This window comes from Paraferrimonas sp. SM1919, assembly GCF_010993985.1.
Classification (GTDB): domain Bacteria; phylum Pseudomonadota; class Gammaproteobacteria; order Enterobacterales; family Shewanellaceae; genus SM1919.
Map to the genome: position 1 here is coordinate 50,315 of NZ_WINH01000005.1, position 18,440 is coordinate 68,754.

Annotated in this window: 17 protein-coding genes; 1 reads left to right on the forward strand and 16 read right to left on the reverse strand. The window is 40.8% G+C overall.

Going from position 1 to position 18,440, the window contains the following annotated elements:
- Nucleotides 1-135: 135 nt before the first annotated feature.
- From GFB48_RS04230 to GFB48_RS04245, 4 genes are read right to left on the reverse strand one after another with little or no spacing between them, the layout of a single operon-like run.
- Nucleotides 136-1,089 (reverse strand): diguanylate cyclase, encoded by a 954-nt coding sequence (locus GFB48_RS04230; RefSeq protein ID WP_163931592.1) that lies wholly within the window; start codon nucleotides 1,087-1,089, stop codon nucleotides 136-138.
- Between the two features lie 44 nt (nucleotides 1,090-1,133).
- Complete coding sequence (locus GFB48_RS04235) at nucleotides 1,134-2,009, reverse strand: cation diffusion facilitator family transporter (RefSeq protein WP_163931597.1); 876 nt, start codon at nucleotides 2,007-2,009, stop codon at nucleotides 1,134-1,136.
- Nucleotides 2,010-2,065: 56 nt separating this feature from the next.
- Entirely contained in the window at nucleotides 2,066-2,929 is an 864-nt protein-coding gene (locus GFB48_RS04240; RefSeq protein ID WP_163931600.1) for a DNA replication terminus site-binding protein, read from the reverse strand.
- A complete protein-coding gene (locus tag GFB48_RS04245) occupies nucleotides 2,922-3,908 on the reverse strand; it encodes a DNA-binding protein (RefSeq protein WP_163931603.1) in 987 nt (328 codons plus the stop codon). Before GFB48_RS04245 ends, GFB48_RS04240 begins: the two co-directional genes overlap by 8 nt.
- A gap of 187 nt (nucleotides 3,909-4,095) precedes the next feature.
- On the opposite strand from GFB48_RS04245, the gene GFB48_RS04250 reads away from it, so the two are divergent.
- A complete protein-coding gene (locus tag GFB48_RS04250; RefSeq protein WP_163931605.1) occupies nucleotides 4,096-5,103 on the forward strand; it encodes a site-specific integrase in 1,008 nt (335 codons plus the stop codon).
- A 161-nt stretch (nucleotides 5,104-5,264) separates the two neighbouring features.
- Here GFB48_RS04250 and ilvN read toward each other — a convergent pair whose 3' ends face one another.
- From ilvN to GFB48_RS04310, 12 genes are all read right to left on the reverse strand, one after another.
- A complete protein-coding gene (gene ilvN, locus GFB48_RS04255) occupies nucleotides 5,265-5,762 on the reverse strand; it encodes an acetolactate synthase small subunit (RefSeq protein WP_163931608.1) in 498 nt (165 codons plus the stop codon).
- Nucleotides 5,762-7,474, reverse strand: coding sequence for an acetolactate synthase 3 large subunit (locus tag GFB48_RS04260; protein WP_163931611.1), 1,713 nt, complete (start codon nucleotides 7,472-7,474; stop codon nucleotides 5,762-5,764). Before GFB48_RS04260 ends, ilvN begins: the two co-directional genes overlap by 1 nt.
- A 466-nt stretch (nucleotides 7,475-7,940) precedes the next feature.
- Nucleotides 7,941-9,188 (reverse strand): Y-family DNA polymerase, encoded by a 1,248-nt coding sequence (locus tag GFB48_RS04265; RefSeq protein WP_163931614.1) that lies wholly within the window; start codon nucleotides 9,186-9,188, stop codon nucleotides 7,941-7,943.
- Nucleotides 9,176-9,598: a translesion error-prone DNA polymerase V autoproteolytic subunit gene (gene umuD, locus GFB48_RS04270; RefSeq protein ID WP_163931617.1), complete on the reverse strand. Its 423-nt coding sequence runs from the start codon at nucleotides 9,596-9,598 to the stop codon at nucleotides 9,176-9,178. The genes GFB48_RS04265 and umuD overlap by 13 nt, the downstream gene beginning before the upstream one ends.
- 112 nt (nucleotides 9,599-9,710) lie before the next feature.
- Nucleotides 9,711-10,061, reverse strand: coding sequence for a hypothetical protein (locus GFB48_RS04275; protein WP_163931620.1), 351 nt, complete (start codon nucleotides 10,059-10,061; stop codon nucleotides 9,711-9,713).
- A gap of 62 nt (nucleotides 10,062-10,123) precedes the next feature.
- A complete protein-coding gene (locus tag GFB48_RS04280; RefSeq protein WP_163931623.1) occupies nucleotides 10,124-11,032 on the reverse strand; it encodes a hypothetical protein in 909 nt (302 codons plus the stop codon).
- The gene (locus GFB48_RS04285; protein WP_163931626.1) at nucleotides 11,022-11,741 is read right to left on the reverse strand and encodes a glycoside hydrolase family 25 protein; all 720 of its coding nucleotides are present in this window, start codon (nucleotides 11,739-11,741) and stop codon (nucleotides 11,022-11,024) included. The genes GFB48_RS04280 and GFB48_RS04285 overlap by 11 nt, the downstream gene beginning before the upstream one ends.
- A 13-nt stretch (nucleotides 11,742-11,754) precedes the next feature.
- Entirely contained in the window at nucleotides 11,755-13,353 is a 1,599-nt protein-coding gene (locus tag GFB48_RS04290) for a hypothetical protein (protein ID WP_163931628.1), read from the reverse strand.
- 10 nt (nucleotides 13,354-13,363) lie between these two features.
- The gene (locus GFB48_RS04295; RefSeq protein ID WP_163931631.1) at nucleotides 13,364-15,496 is read right to left on the reverse strand and encodes an alkaline phosphatase family protein; all 2,133 of its coding nucleotides are present in this window, start codon (nucleotides 15,494-15,496) and stop codon (nucleotides 13,364-13,366) included.
- A 21-nt stretch (nucleotides 15,497-15,517) separates the two neighbouring features.
- The gene (locus GFB48_RS04300) at nucleotides 15,518-16,924 is read right to left on the reverse strand and encodes a hypothetical protein (RefSeq protein WP_163931635.1); all 1,407 of its coding nucleotides are present in this window, start codon (nucleotides 16,922-16,924) and stop codon (nucleotides 15,518-15,520) included.
- On the reverse strand, nucleotides 16,921-17,394 hold the full coding sequence (locus GFB48_RS04305; protein WP_163931638.1) for a hypothetical protein: 474 nt from the start codon (nucleotides 17,392-17,394) through the stop codon (nucleotides 16,921-16,923). Before GFB48_RS04305 ends, GFB48_RS04300 begins: the two co-directional genes overlap by 4 nt.
- 11 nt (nucleotides 17,395-17,405) lie before the next feature.
- Nucleotides 17,406-18,440, reverse strand: coding sequence for a hypothetical protein (locus tag GFB48_RS04310; protein WP_163931641.1), 1,035 nt, complete (start codon nucleotides 18,438-18,440; stop codon nucleotides 17,406-17,408).

Sequence of the window (18,440 nt, forward strand, 5' to 3'; positions counted from 1 at the left end):
GTTTCTTATTAGGTTAATTATTGTAAACCCACTTATATGCTAATTAGTCGCAGTGCCAACATAAGTGAGCGATTCAAACCTAATTAATACAGCACCGCAAAATCAGTAAGCATGGCAGTTGCTGATCGGGTTGTTTTAGCGTTTCTTATGCTGGTACATTTTCTCATCGGTGATCTTAAGCAGTTCATCTAATGTTTGTGGGTTATCTAAATCAAATTCGGTCATGCCAAAAGAAAACTCTATGTCATAACCTTTGCCAGCTTGTTGGTTGTGGGCTGCAACCGTATTGGCAAATCGTTTAATGAAGTCATTGGCTGAGTTTTCATTGGTGTTCATTAGCAGTACTACAAATTCATCCCCACCTATTCGAGCAACAATGTCAGATTCACGTAAGTTAGTCTTAATATCATTGGCAAAAGTTTTTAGAACATAATCACCTTCATCATGACCATGGGTATCATTAATGGGTTTGAATTTGTCTAGGTCTAAATACACCAGCGTAGCAGCTAGTTGCTCTCTTAAACAAAAGTTTAGCGCTTGTGGTGCAATGGCGTTCAGTCCACGACGGTTGTGGATCTGAGTTAATTCATCCATTATCGCTAGCTCTATCGCTGCTAACTCATTTTCAGCTGTTTGTCCTAATGCTTTTAGATCCTGAATATCTTCATCAGTTAGGGTACGAGGTTGATAATCCACCAGACATAATGAACCCAAGGCGCTGCCATCAATACATCTGATAGGGCAGCCAGCATAGAAGCGGATATAAGGTTCCCCTTCGACAAATGGGTTGTCTACAAAGCGCTCATCTTTAAATGTATCTGCAACCATTAGAATCTCAGGCTGTAAAATGGTGTGGCCACAAAATGAAATATCACGGGGGACTTCTGCACGTTCTAGTCCATCGGCAGACTTCATCCATTGACGGTCACTATCAATGATACTAAAAACGGCAACAGGGACGTTAAACATCCTTTTGGCCATTCGAGTAATACGATCAAATCGTTCTTCACTAGGCGTATCTAGGATATTCAAGGCCGCGACGGCTGCTAGGCGTGCTTCTTCATTTTTGGGTATAGCTGCTGCGATCATATTATTAATCCTAGTTATTGGTTATAAGTTAATAATAGCCATAATTAACTTGGGTCGAGATGAATTATTACTTCAGCCTTAGGAAGTAAAGTTAGAACCCTTAATCGGGCTTGCTCACCAATTTCATGGGCATCAATGAGTGGCGTTGTAGCCTCTATCACTAAATGAACTTGGATAAATTGAATATCCGCACTTTGTCTGGTTTTAAGGTCGTGTATTTCAATAATTTTGGCGTCTTGGCGAATTAATTTGGTCACTTGCTTAAGCAATGTTGCATCAAGTTGAGTATCCATGAGTTCTGCAATGGCTTGCTTGATTAATTGCTGCGATTGTATCGCTAGCCAAATGCCAATAGCTATCGCAAAAAAACCATCTAGCCAATAACCTAAATATTGGCTACTGACTAAGGTCATAATCACGCCTAAATTAAGCAGTAAATCAGAACGATAATGTAGACTGTCAGCCTTGATGATGATACTCGCTGTTTTGTTAATGGCGATTCTCTGGACAAGCAATAAAGCAAGGGTCAAGATGATCGCGACAATACTCACCGTTATAGCCATAGTACTGCTTTGAATTATTTGTGGATCAACAATTTGTCTACCACCATTGACTAACAAAATAATGGCGGAACCCGCGAAAAATAGCGCTTGTAATAAAATCGCTAGGGAACCGGCTTTGCCATGACCGAAAGGATGGCCATCATCAGCAGGAGTCAATATGTAGCGAATAGCAGCAAAGTTAACAATAGCGATTAAGGCATCAACACTTGAGTCCATTAATGAAGCGAGCATCGCAGAGGAATCGGATATTAGCCAAGCAATCAATTTTATTACCACCAAAGTTAAGGCGGTAAGCACACTAAATATTGAGGCAAATTTTAGCCAAAATTGCTGTGATTGTTGTTTGTTGTAGGACATACATTAGCTTTGTAATGGTTAACTTAATTAACTTACCATCTTTCAATAATTGTTCACTAATTTTTAATCATTTCTATATTAACACCGTGATAATTCCCCAACACTGCATTATGACTTTGATCACTTCGAGCCTGTCTAGTTATGGGTTTTAATTGGTTTAATGGATAAATCTGGCAGTGCTGATCACTTATGATCACCATGGGTAAGGCCGCAGTTTTGGTTAAACGACTTTTATCTGCAAACCAAATATTACTCACCGGCTGGATACTGACAGGGCGGCGATATCTTAATTTTGATTCTTTAACGGATACAACCTTGTTGAGCAATTGCTTTATATAAAGTTGCTCTGAAGTTTGTGCCTCTGCGTTTAGTTTTGCAACTAATTGCTGTTTATTGACTTTTTGTAAATTGGCTTTATTTACCCAATGGAATCTAACTTTCTGTACATCTTTTTCAATTAAGTGTATTTGTCGATATAGGTGCAAAGTCATTACCCCGGGAAGGGCATCATGGAGGGCGTCAAAACGAGTGAATCTGTCATGATAATTATCGGTAACAAACACTTTTATTTGATTTTTAACAGCATTGATTCCCTCGACTAATGCGTCAAGTTGATATTTTCTTGCTTGTTGATGTGAAAATCTAATGCAACCAGGATATCTTCTGGCGTACTTACCTGATAGCCCATCAATCAATGTTAAATCTTGATAAGCCTGACTGATTTTTTTATCTGCACCTTGGTCGAGATAACTTTGTTTTATGGCGGTTTGTGACTCTATATTTGTGATTAGGTCATTTTCCTTATGTTTAAAAAACAGCTCCGTAAACTGACTCTGATGGGGTTGAGCCTGTTCAATGATATCGCCAAATTGCTTGAGATCAGAAGTTAATTGATTGATTAATTTGACGAGTTTAGTCATTTTTCTTACCTTGAATGAACTGCTGTATAAGTTGTTGGTTTTGTTCATTTTGTTGACTTAGGCTGGTAATCAATAATTGTTGGGCCTGGTTTTCATTTTTGAGTGATGATATTTGTTGGTTTTCGATACGAAGTGATGCATCAGCTTGTTTAAGTTGCTGCGTAAGGTCTTGTAATTTCTCATTAGCTATTGAATGGTTTAGCGTTAAGTCTTGGATGACTTGCTGTTGTTGAGTTAATTGTTCTTCGAGCTGGTTAACTTTGTCATTAAGATTGTCATTGGTTAATTGCAGTTGATGATTATTTTGGTTACTTAAGGATTGTTGCTGTTGCATTTGTTCTATCTTCTGCGATGCCAGATTCAGTTGTTGCAAGTGGTTTTGTTGTTGCTGTTCAGCATAAGCTTGCAATTGTTGCCTTTCCCGTAAACTTTGCTCGCTAAGGTGTTGCAATTGCCCTTGCATTTGTACGTTGTCTTGCTGCAATTGTTTATTATGTTGCTGCTGTTGTTGTTGCTTGTCTTGGTGATGCTCCAATTTCAGTTGGAGCTCTTTCAGTTGTGTCTTTAAGTGTTGATTCTGTTCATTTAAATCTTCAACTTTGGCAGTGGTATGTTCCAAAGCAATCCTTTTCTGTTCGAGTTCAAGTTCACACCCTGCGAGTTTAGCGGTTGTTTTTGTCACTTCGTCTTGTAAATGCAGTTGTAACTGATGGGCCTCTTGCTCTAATCGTTGCCATTTGAACTGTGCATCTTTTTGTAATTGTTGGTACAAAGATTCAATCACTTGAATTAGCCCATGGGGTAGGCTAGTGGGTTGTTCATGTTGGTGACGCCACTGCTTAAGCATTGGCGCGATAGTGCTTTTGCTGCCACCGCCCAACGCATCTCTAACCTTATCTACTGTAGGATTTTCTCCCTTAGCAGCCAGTTCTTCAGCAGCCTGTTTTACCTGTTCGTAAACAATCCCTATTCTTGCCATGGTAATTAACTCACTATTTGTAACGTATTATGTAATATGTAATTATTTTAATTTAAGTGGTCTAATTATACAAATATTTATCATTTATTAGTTTCGATAATGTATATTATCGAAATTTAATGAGTTAAAATATGCCGATATAGCTGTACTGTTCGGTACAGTGACGAATAGGGATTTTGGCACTCAAATGGCGAAACAATCACAACCAGCAATCATGTCTGTTTTTACACAATCACAGCAGCAACTGCCGCAAGCCAGCGCTGTATATCCTGAAGAGCAACAATTGTCAGTAGCCGCAAAGGAATTGATGAGTCATGGAACTTCTGCAAACACTCGTAAGAGTTACCAAAGTGCTATTAAGCAATTTATTGCTTGGGGTGGCCGTTTACCCAGCAACAAAATCCAAATTCTTAATTACATTTCAGAGCAATCTCAAAGTTTGAATACTCGCAGTTTAGATCTCCATCTAACGGCTATCAGTCAGTGGCATTATTTGCAGGAATTCTCCGACCCTGTCCGTTCACCTGAAGTAAAAAAAATAATGCAAGGACTCAGACGGGTTCACGGTAAGCCAAAGCAACAAGCTAAAGCCCTTAGCGTGGCCGAATTAAAATTGATCTGTGGTTCCTTAGATAATGAAAATTTATCTGCGATCAGAGATAGGGCGATGATTTTAGTTGGCTTCGTTGGCGCGTTTAGACGAAGTGAGTTAACCGCTATTGATTTTAACGATCTGACGTTCACTGAAGAAGGTTTGCTGATCAAAATCAAAAGAAGCAAAACCGATCAATTTTCCCAAGGAAGCACTAAAGCTATCCCATATTCTCCTTTTGAGGATTTATGCCCTGTTCGAGCTATGCAAGGGTGGCTAGAGCACGGGAATATTGTCAGTGGAGCGGTGTTTAGAGGGATAAACCGTTGGCAGCAGCTTTCTGCCAATGCCATCTCAGACACGAGCGTTAACCAAATCTTAAAAAATCGTGCCAAAGCGGCTGGCATAAAAGATCATCAATTGCTCAGTGGTCATAGCCTACGTCGTGGCATGGCTACAGAATCTTCAAAAGTCGGAGTGGAATTCAATTTAATTAAGAAGCAGGGTGGTTGGCGTAGTGATCAGACCCTGTGGCAATACATTGATGAGGGTAAAGCCTTTACTGATAATGCTGCTCACTTGCTATATCAAGCATTTAAGTAAAGTCAGTGCGATTAATCATGCTGTTTTAGGTATCTAGCGCCGGGACATTTGTTGTTAATAATCGTAAACGTTTGCTGGTGAAGTGGTTATTCAGTTATTTGGGGCATAAAAAAAGCATCGATACTGGTGTAATCGATGCTTTTTAACTGCAAAGCTTAGGGCTAAGCCTTCATGGCGCGCTCACCACGGGCAATGCCAACGATGCCAGTACTGGCAGTCTCGATAATTTCGGCACTATCGTCAATCGTTTTAACAAAAGCATCGACTTTATCTGAATCACCAACCACTTGGATGGTGTAATGCTTCGCGGTCATATCAACGATTTGGCCACGGAAAATATCAGCAATCCGTTTCAATTCGTCTTTAAGCTGTGGGGTGGTTGCTTTTACCTTAACTAATACCACTTCACGCTCAATATGCTCACACTCGGTAATGTTCATCACTTTTAGAACATCAATCAATTTATGCAATTGCTTTTCAATTTGCTCAAGGCTTTTCTCATCAACACTGGTGGTAATGTTCAGACGGGACAAGGTTGGGTCATCCGTCGGCGATACCGTTAATGATTCAATGTTGTAACCACGCTGTGAAAACAAACCCACCACACGAGATAGGGCACCTGGTTGGTTTTCTAGTAATAATGATAAGATCCTTTTCATTATGTACGCTCCGTCTTACTTAGGTACATTTCACTCATATCACCGCCACGAACTTGCATTGGGTAAACGTGCTCAGTTTCATCTACGCTAACATCAACAAAGACTAACTTGTCCTTAATGCTGAATGCTTTTCTGAGGCCTTCATCCAATTCATCCGGGTGGTTAATGTTAATACCAACATGACCATAAGCTTCTGCAATTTTAACGAAATTAGGGACTGAATCCATATAAGAATGAGAATGGCGTCCTGAGTAGATCATGTCTTGCCACTGCTTAACCATACCTAAGAAACGGTTATTCAAGTTTACAATCACCACCGGTGTATCGTATTGCAGTGCTGTCGATAACTCTTGAATATTCATTTGAATTGAACCATCACCGGTAATACAAACCACGGTGTCATTAGGGAAGGCCATTTTAACACCCATAGCAGCTGGTAAACCAAAGCCCATGGTGCCAAGACCGCCAGAGTTAATCCAACGACGTGGTTTATCAAATGGGTAATACAGCGCGGCAAACATTTGGTGCTGGCCTACGTCAGAAGTCACATAAGCATCGCCATTGGTAATCTCATATACTTTTTCAATAACCGCCTGAGGTTTAATTCGATCGCCAGAGGTGTCGTATTTTAAACATTGTTTAGCACGCCATGCACCGACATCATCCCACCATGCGCTTAAATCATTGCCGGTTAACTTTTCTTTAGCAATCATATGCAACATACGTTCGAGAACTTTATCCGCACTACCAACAATTGGAATATCCGCATTCACTGTTTTTGAAATAGACGATGGATCGACATCGATATGCAAAATCGTCGCGTTGGGGCAGTATTTCTCCAGATTATTGGTGGTACGATCATCAAAACGGACACCAATACCAAAAATCAAATCACTATTATGCATTGCCATGTTGGCTTCGTAAGTACCATGCATACCTAGCATCCCTAAACTTTGCTCATGAGTCGCTGGGAAAGCACCCAGTCCCATTAGGGTACTAACCACTGGGATATTCAACGTTTCAGCGAGTTTAATCAGATGTTCAGAACACTCTGCCATAACCGCACCACCGCCGACATAAAGCACAGGCTTTTTAGCCTGAAGCAGAGCCGTTAACCCTTTTTGAATTTGGCCTTTATGCCCTTGAGTGGTCGGGCTATAAGAACGCATTTTAATTTTTTCTGGATACAAATAGTCATGCAGTAATGCAGGATTTAATACATCTTTCGGAATATCAATGACCACAGGGCCAGGACGACCACTTGCAGCTAGATAAAATGCTTTTTTAATAATAGTTGGAATTTCAATGGCTTCTTTTACTAAGAAACTGTGTTTTACAACAGGGCGAGAAATACCCACCATGTCACACTCTTGGAAAGCATCGTTACCAATAAGATTACTTGGTACCTGACCAGATAAAACCACTAACGGTATAGAGTCCATATACGCCGTTGCAATACCCGTAATTGCATTGGTGGCACCTGGACCTGAAGTCACTAATACAACCCCGACCTCGCCGGTTGCGCGGGCATAGCCATCAGCCATATGCACAGCGGCTTGCTCATGGCGAACAAGAATATGCTCAACGCCACCTTGCTGATGCAGTGAATCATAAATATCTAAGACAGAGCCACCCGGATAACCGAATATCGTCTTAACCCCCTCATCAATCAGTGAACGAACAATCATGTCCGCACCCGATAACCTTTCCATATGCTACCTCTTTATTCTTTACAGTAGACCAATATAGGCTTTTGCTGTTATTGATTCATTAACACCATAATAGAACTTTAACAAACAAATTGTTATTTAAAATTTTTGAAATAGGCTTAAATTTGGTAGCAATTATTGCAATTTTGACTTCAGCAAAATGCAATCAACACAATAACATAAGGTAATAACGGCAAATTCCAGTCAATTTAACTTGAACCTTTGTTCCTGACTTACTTTTCTTTCTGTTTGTTCAAAGTTCATCCACCCACTAACTAAGGTCAATTAACCTCAAACATTATGTATAAAAATTAGCCTAGCTATAATCGCTTTTTCATTTAAAGCATTGCTCAGCCCAGCGCTAATACTTCTTTATCTATAGCATCCTTGCTGTACGCTTTTTTGCGTATAAGTTTTGGTGATAATTCGTTATTCGCCATCTGTTCGCTCTGTATGACACTTACTAGTATTAGCAATTAATTTTGGGAAGCTGTTGCCAGGAACTTAAATAGCTAGGTGATAAAAAATGACGCTGCATTTGCCAAGGTCGTTCTCCTACCATGCGGCTAGGGGTAATGGTGTGACGACCGTATTTAGCATTAATTTCATCTACGCAATTCATTAATTGTGGGCAATTAGGGTACTGGTTAAACATGTCTTTTTGATAATACTGACTGCTCTCTAATAGGGTTGCTCCTACACCACATTTGTAAAACGGTATGCCTGCTTGATAGAGATATTTTGCACAGGCTGCAATACTCTGACTGATAACTCGGTCATCATCGAAACCATAGGGGAATTCAATTATTTTACTGCGCCTAACATAATTTTCCTTATGGGGTGAGCTATGGGCAAAAAGCAGCATTTTTTTAATTAATAATCTTTGCTTGCGTGCTTTTGTGCATACTTCGACCCCATGACTGACCAATGCTTGGGTCAGTTCATCAATATTGCTGACGCCCTGACCAAAAGTGCGCGTTGCAAAAATTTGCTGATTTTCCGCTGGCAATTGATCCCATTTTAATACCGCTTGACCTTTTAGCTCTAACACGGTGCGAGCTAAAGGCCTACCAAAAGCTCGTCTGATACGCTGAGGTGATTGCTCAGCTAATTGCCAAGCACTATGGATATCCATCAGTGCCAATTTCTTAGCCAGTCTACGACCTACGCCCCATACTTGCTCGACTTTCATCTGCTTTAAAATCTGACTACGGCTGATTTCGCCATCAATTACCGCGACACCACTAAAACCTGATAGCTTTTTAGCCGCATGATTTGCGGCTTTCGCCAAAGTTAAAGTTGGGCCAAACCCAACACCTACCGGTAGCTTCAACTGTTGCCATATCTGTTTACGTATAGTTAATCCTAATTTGGCAAAACTATGTTGGTATCCTTGATAGTGCTGAAAGCACTCATCAATAGAATACACATACTGGTTATCACAAAAACTTTGGCAAATGTTCATCATGCGCCGGCTAAGCTCCCCATAAAGGGCATAGTTACTGGAGCGGATCACTACGTTATGACTGGCTAAGAGCTCCCTGAGCTTAAAGTAGGGCTCAAATTTAGGAATATTAAACTTTCTTGCCAGCGGACAAACCGCACAAATGCAGCCATCGTTATTGGTTAATACCACAACAGGTTGGCTGCGTAAGCTAGGATCGAGGCTTTTCTCACAGGAGGCATAAAAACTAATGCCATCAATTAAGGCATACACGCTTGGATCACCTCTGTTAATCGTTGCCCAGCATGTATTCTGATTGACGTGCTAATGACACCTTCAATTTGAAATTCATCCCATTCATTGATAGCAACAGGGCCATACTTAGGGTGCGCAGAACATAATTGCCGTCGTTGTTTATCCAATAGCTTACACACAAAGCTGCCATTATAGTTAGCAACAATAATATCCATATGGACAGCGGTAATGGCTCTATCGACTAATAATAAATCACCAGAATAAATGCCAACCCCTTGCATGCTGTCACCATTGGCAATACCAATAAAGGTAGCATTAGGGTGTTCAATTAACAGTTTATCAAGGGATAAACCGAGTTCTAAATATTGCGCCGCTGGAGATTCAAATCCCGTGATCCCAGCTTCAGCATATAGGGGAATAACCTGCATATATTATACACACCAAAAAAAGAACTGTTTATTTATACAGTATATGGTTGATGTGGCAATAGATCCAGATTAAATAAAACGGAGCGCTCAAATTGTGAACTGAGACATTCCATTAATAGTGATCTAAATGGGCGACATAGGCGGTCATAATAAAGAACGCTTTACTGATAGGTTGATGCTGTAACTCGTCTTGGGTGCACAGGGCGGTGAGGCCTTTTAGGAGTGGGCTTTCAGGCATTTCAACCAAAGGCTGTACATACTCAATAATATTGGTTAGCTTATCGATATAGTCTAGGGATTCGGCATCGTTTACTGTCGGCCCCGCGGCTTGGCGAGCGTATTTTATTAATAGGGATAGGGTGAAATAACGACCATGACAGAAGCCGAGAATATAACTGCGTTTCTGCTCTTCGCTGAAGTCTATAAACTCAGCACAGCTAATGTCATTTATATAGTTAGACAAATTTATAGTCCCAATAACTTATTCCCTATAAGTATGGATAAAAATTTAAATTCAACAAGTTATCAGTGATCTTTAGTCGGCTGGTAGTACTCATAACTGAGTAATTGGAGGGTGATTTTATACAACATAAAACCAATACCAAGGGGCATGAGAATAAGGTTAAACAACCACAACGTGGCTGCGGTAATGGTGTATTTTATTAGTGTTTGTACCTTGTCTTTGATACTAGAGTGGCTCATGCTGCTTAGATGACTAATACTGGCTTTGGCGCTTTTAGAAAGTTCTTTTGTGCCTTTTCCCTGTGTGATATGTTGATGTAAATGATTCAAGCTTTGGCTGTTATCGACATGAGTGCTTTGCTGCAGTCGTTCGCTTAACACTCCTGAGCCGTGAATACTGTAGGGTAAGAGTAAATAAAAGCTGATAAAAATCATGGCTGCAATTTTAGTGATCGCTGCGGATTTATTTAATACTGTGTGGGGGATCATCGATAGGGTTTTAAAATGCAATAAAAGGTAATGAATAAACCCTGCGCCAGCTGCAATATATAACGCCACTTCTGATAATAATAAAGAAAGATCATTGAGTGTTTTAAGCACAGTGATGAGCACTAAAGAAATCATCATCACTTTTTTGGCTTCGCTGGTCGTGCTCTGTACTTCGCTGATGGCCTGTCCTACGGTAACGTTAAAATCAGCAATAAAAGACACCCCAACTTGCGAGCTCTTAAGTATGTTTAATACAGCATCAACTTCGGTTAGCAGTAATATATCTGTGGTGGCCTGTAAGCTTATTTGATCCAAGTAACGGTCGTTACTGTCGATAATGGAATGTTCTGAGCCGGTATTAATCTTAAACTGAATAAGCAATACCAGCACTAGTCCCAATAATAAGGGGATGGCTTTCCTTAATACTGGCCAAATTGATAGCCCACTTAACTTTTTGCGCCATTGATTAATGCTAGCTGGCATAGCAGGCTCCTGTAGAGTGTTGGGCCACACTAAGATCCACATAACCACTTATGGCTGTTAGACGGCCTTTATCTGTGTACTGCCATAACAACTGGTTAGTACCAGCGTTAGGTGGGCCATTATTTATGCTTTGGTAATCCGCTACCCACAGTGGCTGTTTGGGAAAGGTTGAAGCGAGATTATCCTGCCAAAAGCTAAGATCGCTATAGATAATAGGCTGACAGCCTAGCTCTTTTGCTACGTAATCGAGCCAGGCTTTTACCCCTTGCTGCAATTTTGATGTGGACACTGTAGAAATGACTTCAACATCGAGCATCGCAGGCAATGTGTGTTTAGAGTGACGAACTAAGCTGACAAACAATTTAGCCTGTTGTATTGCATCAATATCAGGTTTGAAAAAATGATAAGCCCCGTTGGCGAGTTGAATTGTTTGTAGCCCTTCGACATTCGCTTTATACATGGGGTCGATAAAAGTATCGCCTTCTGTAGCCTTCACATAAATGAAGTCAACCTCAGTTTGTAACTTGGAAAAGTCGATTTTTCCCTGATAGTGGGATACATCAACGCCATAGCTTAGCCCTTTATGGGAAAAGCTAGTTGCCATAGGTCGAGCGGTAGAATCCGTTGTTATTGAACTTGAGCTAAAGTGTGGACGCCAAATTAATATAGTTAAGCCCAATAACCACAGAAAATATTTAAAAATCTTCATTGGCGAATACCACCTATGTATAAGAATGTTTAGTCATGACTTTAATGACGTCTAATGCAGGCTTTAAAGTTCTAGTCAGACGTTTTATTTCGCTATCATGATTACTTAGGGCATCCAGAAATAGGCCACCGCCACTGGCGTTGACTTCTTTTAGCTTGTAGGGCTGGCCTGGATCATTTCCAAATAATTGCTGTAAGCGGTCTTTTGTATCGCTAACTAAGGGGTAGTGATCATTATCTATGTATTTTTCTGCCTTCAACATGCAGTCAAGGCCAATTTTCATTTGATGGTAAATGTCGCGGTTCCAGCCTTTTTGAAATGCATCAGCAATTTCACATTGAGAAAATAAGCTTTCATCGACAGGTTGTCCTAGCTTTTGTTCGAACACTTTGCAACTGTGTGGTGGTACCCAAGACTCACCCCGGCCGAGATGAATTGATGATGGCGGAAAGCCAGTACTGTACATATAGGTAGAGCAAGGAAAACAGGAGGCCATTTTAGTAGTTTCGGTACCGGTAGCCATTTCATAAGGGGTGCACCAGGGGCCATATTTGCTCGATTCTACAATGGCGCTGCACATGCCATGGATGTAAGCTACTTTGATTTTATCGTTGTTAATTTGACCAAAGCCCTTGGGGAGTGGCTTTAGGTTTGGCTGGTCTGGGTTGTCCCAACCAATTAACCCCCAATTTTCTCTAGGTTCATTTTTGCTATCTACCGTTTTGCCTTGCCATTTTCGCATTGTGTATGTAGTCACATTAACACGGCGGGTGGGAAACAGTTTATGGTTAGCACTTATGGGGTTATCAACTAACCCTGTATAGGCACCACGGCCTGTATAAATGGTTGGTTGATCTGGAGCTTTTTTATTACGGTCTATTTCAATTTCCGCTATCGCATTTTTAATCATATCGGCTTTAGAATAAGTTAATGGCCGATTACGTTTTTTAGCGCTCTCAGTGGCAGAGCCTTGCTTACCTGTGATCAATTTACCTTCGGAACCAAAAGGGGATTGACCATCTTTAATAAAACTTCCGATTTCTACTTCGCAGCCTACAACAAATGAGAGGGCATCAAGTAAGTTATAAGAGTTCAATTCCATCTCCTTGACGAAATCTTCTACGATACGTTCTCCATAATTAATGTCTTTTAGGTTTTTATACTTTTCAAAAAGCTTAACCGTCCTACTTGTTGGCATATGCTTTTTTACGCTCGCGACTGTGGCTTCTGCTTCTTTTTGTTTTGCTTCATCTCCTTCGGAATACATTGTTAAGAGGTTTATAGCCTTTAGACTCTGCTTAAAAAAGTTAGCATCGACACATTTAATGTTTTCAAGTAATAACTTTTCGACCTTTTGCTCAATTTGCTTCTTTGCATCTTCACCACTACTGAAATACTCGAGCAGTAGCTCTTCACCAAGGGTAGGGTGCTCTATATCAAACTGACAAGGTTGATTTTGATAAAATCTGGTGAGAATAAAGCCAATAATCACGCTAGTGATTATTACATCGGACTCTAGGTCGACCTGTTTATTGTATGCTTGCTTATTATCATTAGTTTCATAGTCTAATTCTTTGCCTAATATTGTTATACGTGTAGTGGGTGTTGTCATTAGAGCTTCCTTAGTTGTTCACTTTTGTTATTTTCCAGATGGCCCATTCACCCGCTAAAGTGGTGAGATAATCGGCATTTTTAGGAGAAATGGTCATACGACAAAAGGGATCTGGTGTGATCCTTGAATAGCCTGGCTGCAATGGCCTTAAAAAACTTAACAGAAAAAGTTCATCGCCATCACGCAGGGTTTGTTGATTATCACGGCTAGAAAAATTAACAATTTGCCAGCGTTCGCCGTGCCAGTAATCTGTGGTGTTATCATCTGGGGTGTAGTAATACAAATAATGGGAATCATGAAAAGCACTAAGTACGTTCTTATTTCCCAAAATTTGCTCGGTGGAGGCAATTCTAATGGTCGCCATGTTTTTAATAGGTTTACCGGTATCTTTAGACTTATCAGCGAACAACTTAAACACGGCAGCGTTGCCCTTATTACTGCTTAGGGTGGGGTAAAAGGTTTTCAGGGTACGGGAAGACTTGGCTAAGTATTTGGAATATTGTCCATTACCCCATTTACTGCCAATAAACTCGAGCAGCACTTCATCCCCATAATTAATCACAGCCCCATTATTAACAGGTGTACCTAGACTCGCCATGATATTGGTGTCTTTGTCGCGGGCTTGATCAAGTTCAAGTACCGAATCAAATAGAGGTGCATTAGCCACTCGCTCACCAAGTAACCAAGACTTTCTATCAATATTTTTCCAATCCAATATAGTGGCAATAACGGAAGTATGGTCAAAGGGCTTGGTTAAATTACGGAAAACGGTTTTAGGTTTTACATAGGGAGAAGCGATGATCGTCGGAATACGAATACCAAAGCGATCAAACTTAAAACCGAATTGAGTGCGGGTGTCTTTATCCATATTGGGGTACTCCCCAGGGTATGGGGCTTTATCGCGGGCACTTGGGGTTGCCTTTGGTGGCGGTACATGATCATAAGTGCCACCGTTTTCATCGAAGGTGATAACAAAAACGGTTTGCTTCCAAAAAGGGTTCTCTGAACCATCTTCACGTTTAGAAAGGGCATCGTATAAACGCTGAACAAAGTTTTCAGCTATTAGGGTGTCGCTAACAGGATGCATATCATTGCCGACGACTCGAGCTTTACTTTTATAGGTACTGTCCCAGCTTGGTCCGCCGCCCCATTTAGGTTCAATCCAACTTACCGCGGGCAAGCGGCCTTCGCGGGCGGCCTTAAACAGTTTATTATCACTGTCATCAGGGTTAAATTTAACAAAGTTATCGTTGTACTTTTTATCGTCTAATTGTCGAAACATGGTGCGAACGTACTGATGTTCAAAACCCAAAGAGGCATCAAGCGGTGGCCACTCGCTTTGCCAAAAGACTTTCCAGCTAACGCCATTATCATTTAATAAATTGAATAAATTATTTGGATACTCGGGTAAACGATCTGCATGGGAGCCCTTAAGCAACCATTTAAGACCTTTTAAGCCGGGGTTCTTGGTATTTTTGTGGGCATCATAAAAGTTGTTTGTGACTAAGCCTAAAGAGGTGCCAGCGGTGGCGAACGCTCGGTTAGTATTGGTTTGCGAAGGCACTGAACAAAACCAATAATCCGAAATACAATAATGGCGGGCCAAACCACTTAATACAGGGAGTTGTTCAGGAACATAGGTTTCTAAAATTTCCTTGGCCATGGCATCAGTTGCACGAATGCCAACATCTTCCTCGATAGATTCAGCATAGTCGAGCACATAACCGTTCATAGGTGTTGAACCTATATCACTTATCTGTTGCGCACGAATAGTAGGATCCCCCCAATCCACTTCACTTCTGGGTTTACCATACATTTGCGCCATGATGTGAGTGAAATGTTCACCGGGGTTAAAAGAGGGGGTTCTAGGGGTGCTGGCACCTTTAATTGGCTCAATGGGTTGATCGCCATACTTTGGTTTATTCGCCAACTTTTTTAATAAAGCACTGGTCTCCTGTTTAGAGCCCCCACTTAAACCAATAAAATTTGGCTTATTATCACCACCAACCTGCAATACATTACTAGGTAAATCATCCGGGTTTTCATTGTCATACAGCCAACCCATGACATGATCAAAGCCACGGTTTTCTAGTGTAAGAACCACCACATGATTGATTCCGAGTTGATTGAGTCGATTGGCCATAATCAGGGTTCCTATTAAGTGCTAGCTAATAGAACAGTAATTGCCTTCCGCCCATACTTCGGCATTGGCAAATAAGCTGCTCAGAGCGGTCGCTCGAGATGCGTTGAGTTCAGAAAAAGACGTTTCCCAGGTGTGGTTGTTTTCATGGACTTTAATGACGTTGCTAAAGTCATTATTCCAATCAATAGGGAGAAAAACACATTTACCAGTGGTGCTGGAATACAGTAAATCTTGATTATTTAATTGGATAATTCTGCGCTTATTTTTAAGAGACAGCTCATTATCAAGAACAATATAAATCAAGCTAGAACGCAGTAAGGGGCTGATGGCTAATGGCGCTATTTCTTCTTTGACGGTCGGTTGATGGTCACTATCCCAATCTTGATTGTTATCAAGCTGCCAATAACAAAGGGCGTCAATCAGTAAAGCGCTGAAAGTGAGTTCGGGAGCCTCAGCATTAGCAATATTTTCGAGATGTTGCTTAATTTTGTTGGTTTCAGGAGTACTTGGTTCACTGTTACTGGCAAGCCATATCGCACGATATTGTTTACAGACTTCAAGCCGTTGTCTAACCAGACTGGGGCGGTTTAACCCAAGTACGTCAATGGTGGTCGAACCCTTAGAAAGCACCTGTGCAGAAATAGAGCTTTTAAGCCATTGTTGGTATTCCTTATCAAGGTCACTACAGCCGTTAATAGAGGGGATATTGCCAATATCAGACTGAAGCTTAGTGACTATATCTACTTGGTTTAGTGCAAATTTATCCTTATAAAATTGGCAAATTAAATCAAAAGGGTAAGCCTCTGCAGTGACTGGGTTAAAGCGAACAAAATCCCTAGGCTGCTCAAAATATGGGTTAACCAGTAAAGGCAATTCATCATCGATACCATGGGCTTTAGCTTGGTGTTTTTCAATCGTAGGAAAGCGGTCAGATTTATAATGCTCTGAGCATTCACGGCAACTAAACATCAGGTTATCTAGATTGTAAGCTTGCTTATAATAAGCTAAACGCTGCAGTTGGCCATTTTCTCGGCGGCCATAACTTGGCCGAAAATGGCTGATAATGCCATCACTGGCTACTTTTCTTTCACACCAGCAACACTTGTGATGATTGATATTAGTAAAGTGCTGATAAATCTCGTCACTGGCATAAATCGAAGGATCAAAGGCTTCTATAGTAAACCCAGTTACATGGCTATCTTCGCTGCTTTGGGAACTGGGGCGTTCCGTTAAGTAAACAAGATTATTAACAAGATCGCGGGCATAACCTTTGGCTTCAAGGTTGGCCCTATCCTTATTGGTTAATACCTTATGCTTGACCCAGGTACTGACATCGGCAATCAAATCTTGCATTTGCTTAACCGCTGCTTTTTGCTTTACCTGAGTATCGGCATTTAGGGTAATAGCCTTGTTGATGATATTTATCATGAAGCAGACTCAGGGTTGGTAGGCTCTGGGTCAGGTTGGGCTGCATTGGCCATGTTTGCCACTGATTGTTCTGTTGCAGAGTTTGCTTGATGCATTTGTTGACTAATACCCGCGACTCCAGCGCTCGTATTGGCAATCGCTTGTTGCATATTGTGAGTAGTTTGAGCAATGGCATGCTCAATCGTGGCAGTGCTTTGCGCCACAGCATCGTCACTTGCTGAATCAGCCGTTTGATTGACCACTTGCGCAACATTGGCAACTCCACTGGCAGTTTGAGTTTGCTCAGTTGCAGTGTCGTTGGGCGGAGTGAGCACCGATTTGGATTGTGCCGATAGCGCAAATGAATTCTTAATCGATTGATCAATTTGTGCCTGCGCCTGTTTAAGGTGGTCATCAACCTGCTGCATGAGTTTCTGCATATTAACGGGCGTGACTTGTTGCATGAGATCTTTATTAGTTGGAGTGGTCATCATCATTTCCTTTATTGTGAGTTAACATAGAACCAGTCAAGCATTAAGCGTCCATCCGGGCTCAGCACATATTGGGCATGAGCATTGGCACTACTGGCTTGATATAACCAAAATTGTCCGTCTTGACTCATCGACATAGAGTTAATTTCCGCTTGCTTTTGAAAATTAACTAACAACTTGGAAAACGTTTGCGATAATTCGGAGTAGTTAGCGGTTGTGATAGAGTTAGAGTGGAGGTAATGACTGAGCGCTTTAATGCCGCTTTGAATATCGATAAAACCAATTGCATTGTGATTATTGCCCCAGAATTGAATTAAGGTAGTGACGTTTTTGATGGTGTTACTGTCAGCTAAATTGGGACAATGGCCAAGATCTAAACTAATCTGCTTTAAATTTTGATATTCATTTAAAAGCAAAGCCGTATCTTTATTGGATGGTTTTGAGTTTGAGTTAAAACCATGTAATTGAAATAAATCATAAAAACTACTAAGAGCAATAAAGAAACCAGCTAAATTTACACATTGGGCACGAGCTAATTTAATTAAACTATTTATTTGGCTGGCTGCTAATGTAGTTAAGTCGCTATTTTTAATCGATTTACTTTGAATGACTGCTTCAATATCAACCATGCCCAACTCAAAGCTTTGCTTAAAACCTAATAGCCCCATCAACTCACTTAAGTTTTGATAATCACTATCACCAATGAGTTGCTGTTCATTTATGATTTTTAGGACATTTTTTTTATTCTGTGCTGATGGCTGCTTAACTTGGTTATCTATCATGGCAAGATCACTTTCCGACATTTGATAGAAAAACTCGCAATCAGCGAAAAGAGGGCAGTTTTGCGGCTTGATACTGCTAGTATTATGCAGCCCCTCATACACAGCCTGTATTAACGCCAACTCAGAGTTAAATTGATGGTGTTGTTGATCATTACTCGCCATTTCAAGCCAGTTGAGATTACAGTCAGACCAGCTTAGGATCATTTGTGCATTATTTGATAGCGATTTTAAGTCAATAACCGCATGCTGGACTGAAATCATCAC

What these genes read in the sequence shown, in the direction of transcription:
- GFB48_RS04280 (WP_163931623.1), bottom strand. Translation starts at nt 11,032, where the DNA reads ATGCCAGCTAGCATTAATCAATGGCGCAAAAAGTTAAGTGGGCTATCA.
- GFB48_RS04235 (WP_163931597.1), bottom strand. Translation starts at nt 2,009, where the DNA reads ATGTCCTACAACAAACAACAATCACAGCAATTTTGGCTAAAATTTGCC.
- GFB48_RS04305 (WP_163931638.1), bottom strand. Translation starts at nt 17,394, where the DNA reads ATGACCACTCCAACTAATAAAGATCTCATGCAACAAGTCACGCCCGTT.
- GFB48_RS04250 (WP_163931605.1), top strand. Translation starts at nt 4,096, where the DNA reads ATGGCGAAACAATCACAACCAGCAATCATGTCTGTTTTTACACAATCA.
- GFB48_RS04260 (WP_163931611.1), bottom strand. Translation starts at nt 7,474, where the DNA reads ATGGAAAGGTTATCGGGTGCGGACATGATTGTTCGTTCACTGATTGAT.
- GFB48_RS04245 (WP_163931603.1), bottom strand. Translation starts at nt 3,908, where the DNA reads ATGGCAAGAATAGGGATTGTTTACGAACAGGTAAAACAGGCTGCTGAA.
- GFB48_RS04295 (WP_163931631.1), bottom strand. Translation starts at nt 15,496, where the DNA reads ATGGCCAATCGACTCAATCAACTCGGAATCAATCATGTGGTGGTTCTT.
- GFB48_RS04230 (WP_163931592.1), bottom strand. Translation starts at nt 1,089, where the DNA reads ATGATCGCAGCAGCTATACCCAAAAATGAAGAAGCACGCCTAGCAGCC.
- umuD (WP_163931617.1), bottom strand. Translation starts at nt 9,598, where the DNA reads ATGCAGGTTATTCCCCTATATGCTGAAGCTGGGATCACGGGATTTGAA.
- GFB48_RS04300 (WP_163931635.1), bottom strand. Translation starts at nt 16,924, where the DNA reads ATGATAAATATCATCAACAAGGCTATTACCCTAAATGCCGATACTCAG.
- ilvN (WP_163931608.1), bottom strand. Translation starts at nt 5,762, where the DNA reads ATGAAAAGGATCTTATCATTATTACTAGAAAACCAACCAGGTGCCCTA.
- GFB48_RS04285 (WP_163931626.1), bottom strand. Translation starts at nt 11,741, where the DNA reads ATGAAGATTTTTAAATATTTTCTGTGGTTATTGGGCTTAACTATATTA.
- GFB48_RS04290 (WP_163931628.1), bottom strand. Translation starts at nt 13,353, where the DNA reads ATGACAACACCCACTACACGTATAACAATATTAGGCAAAGAATTAGAC.
- GFB48_RS04240 (WP_163931600.1), bottom strand. Translation starts at nt 2,929, where the DNA reads ATGACTAAACTCGTCAAATTAATCAATCAATTAACTTCTGATCTCAAG.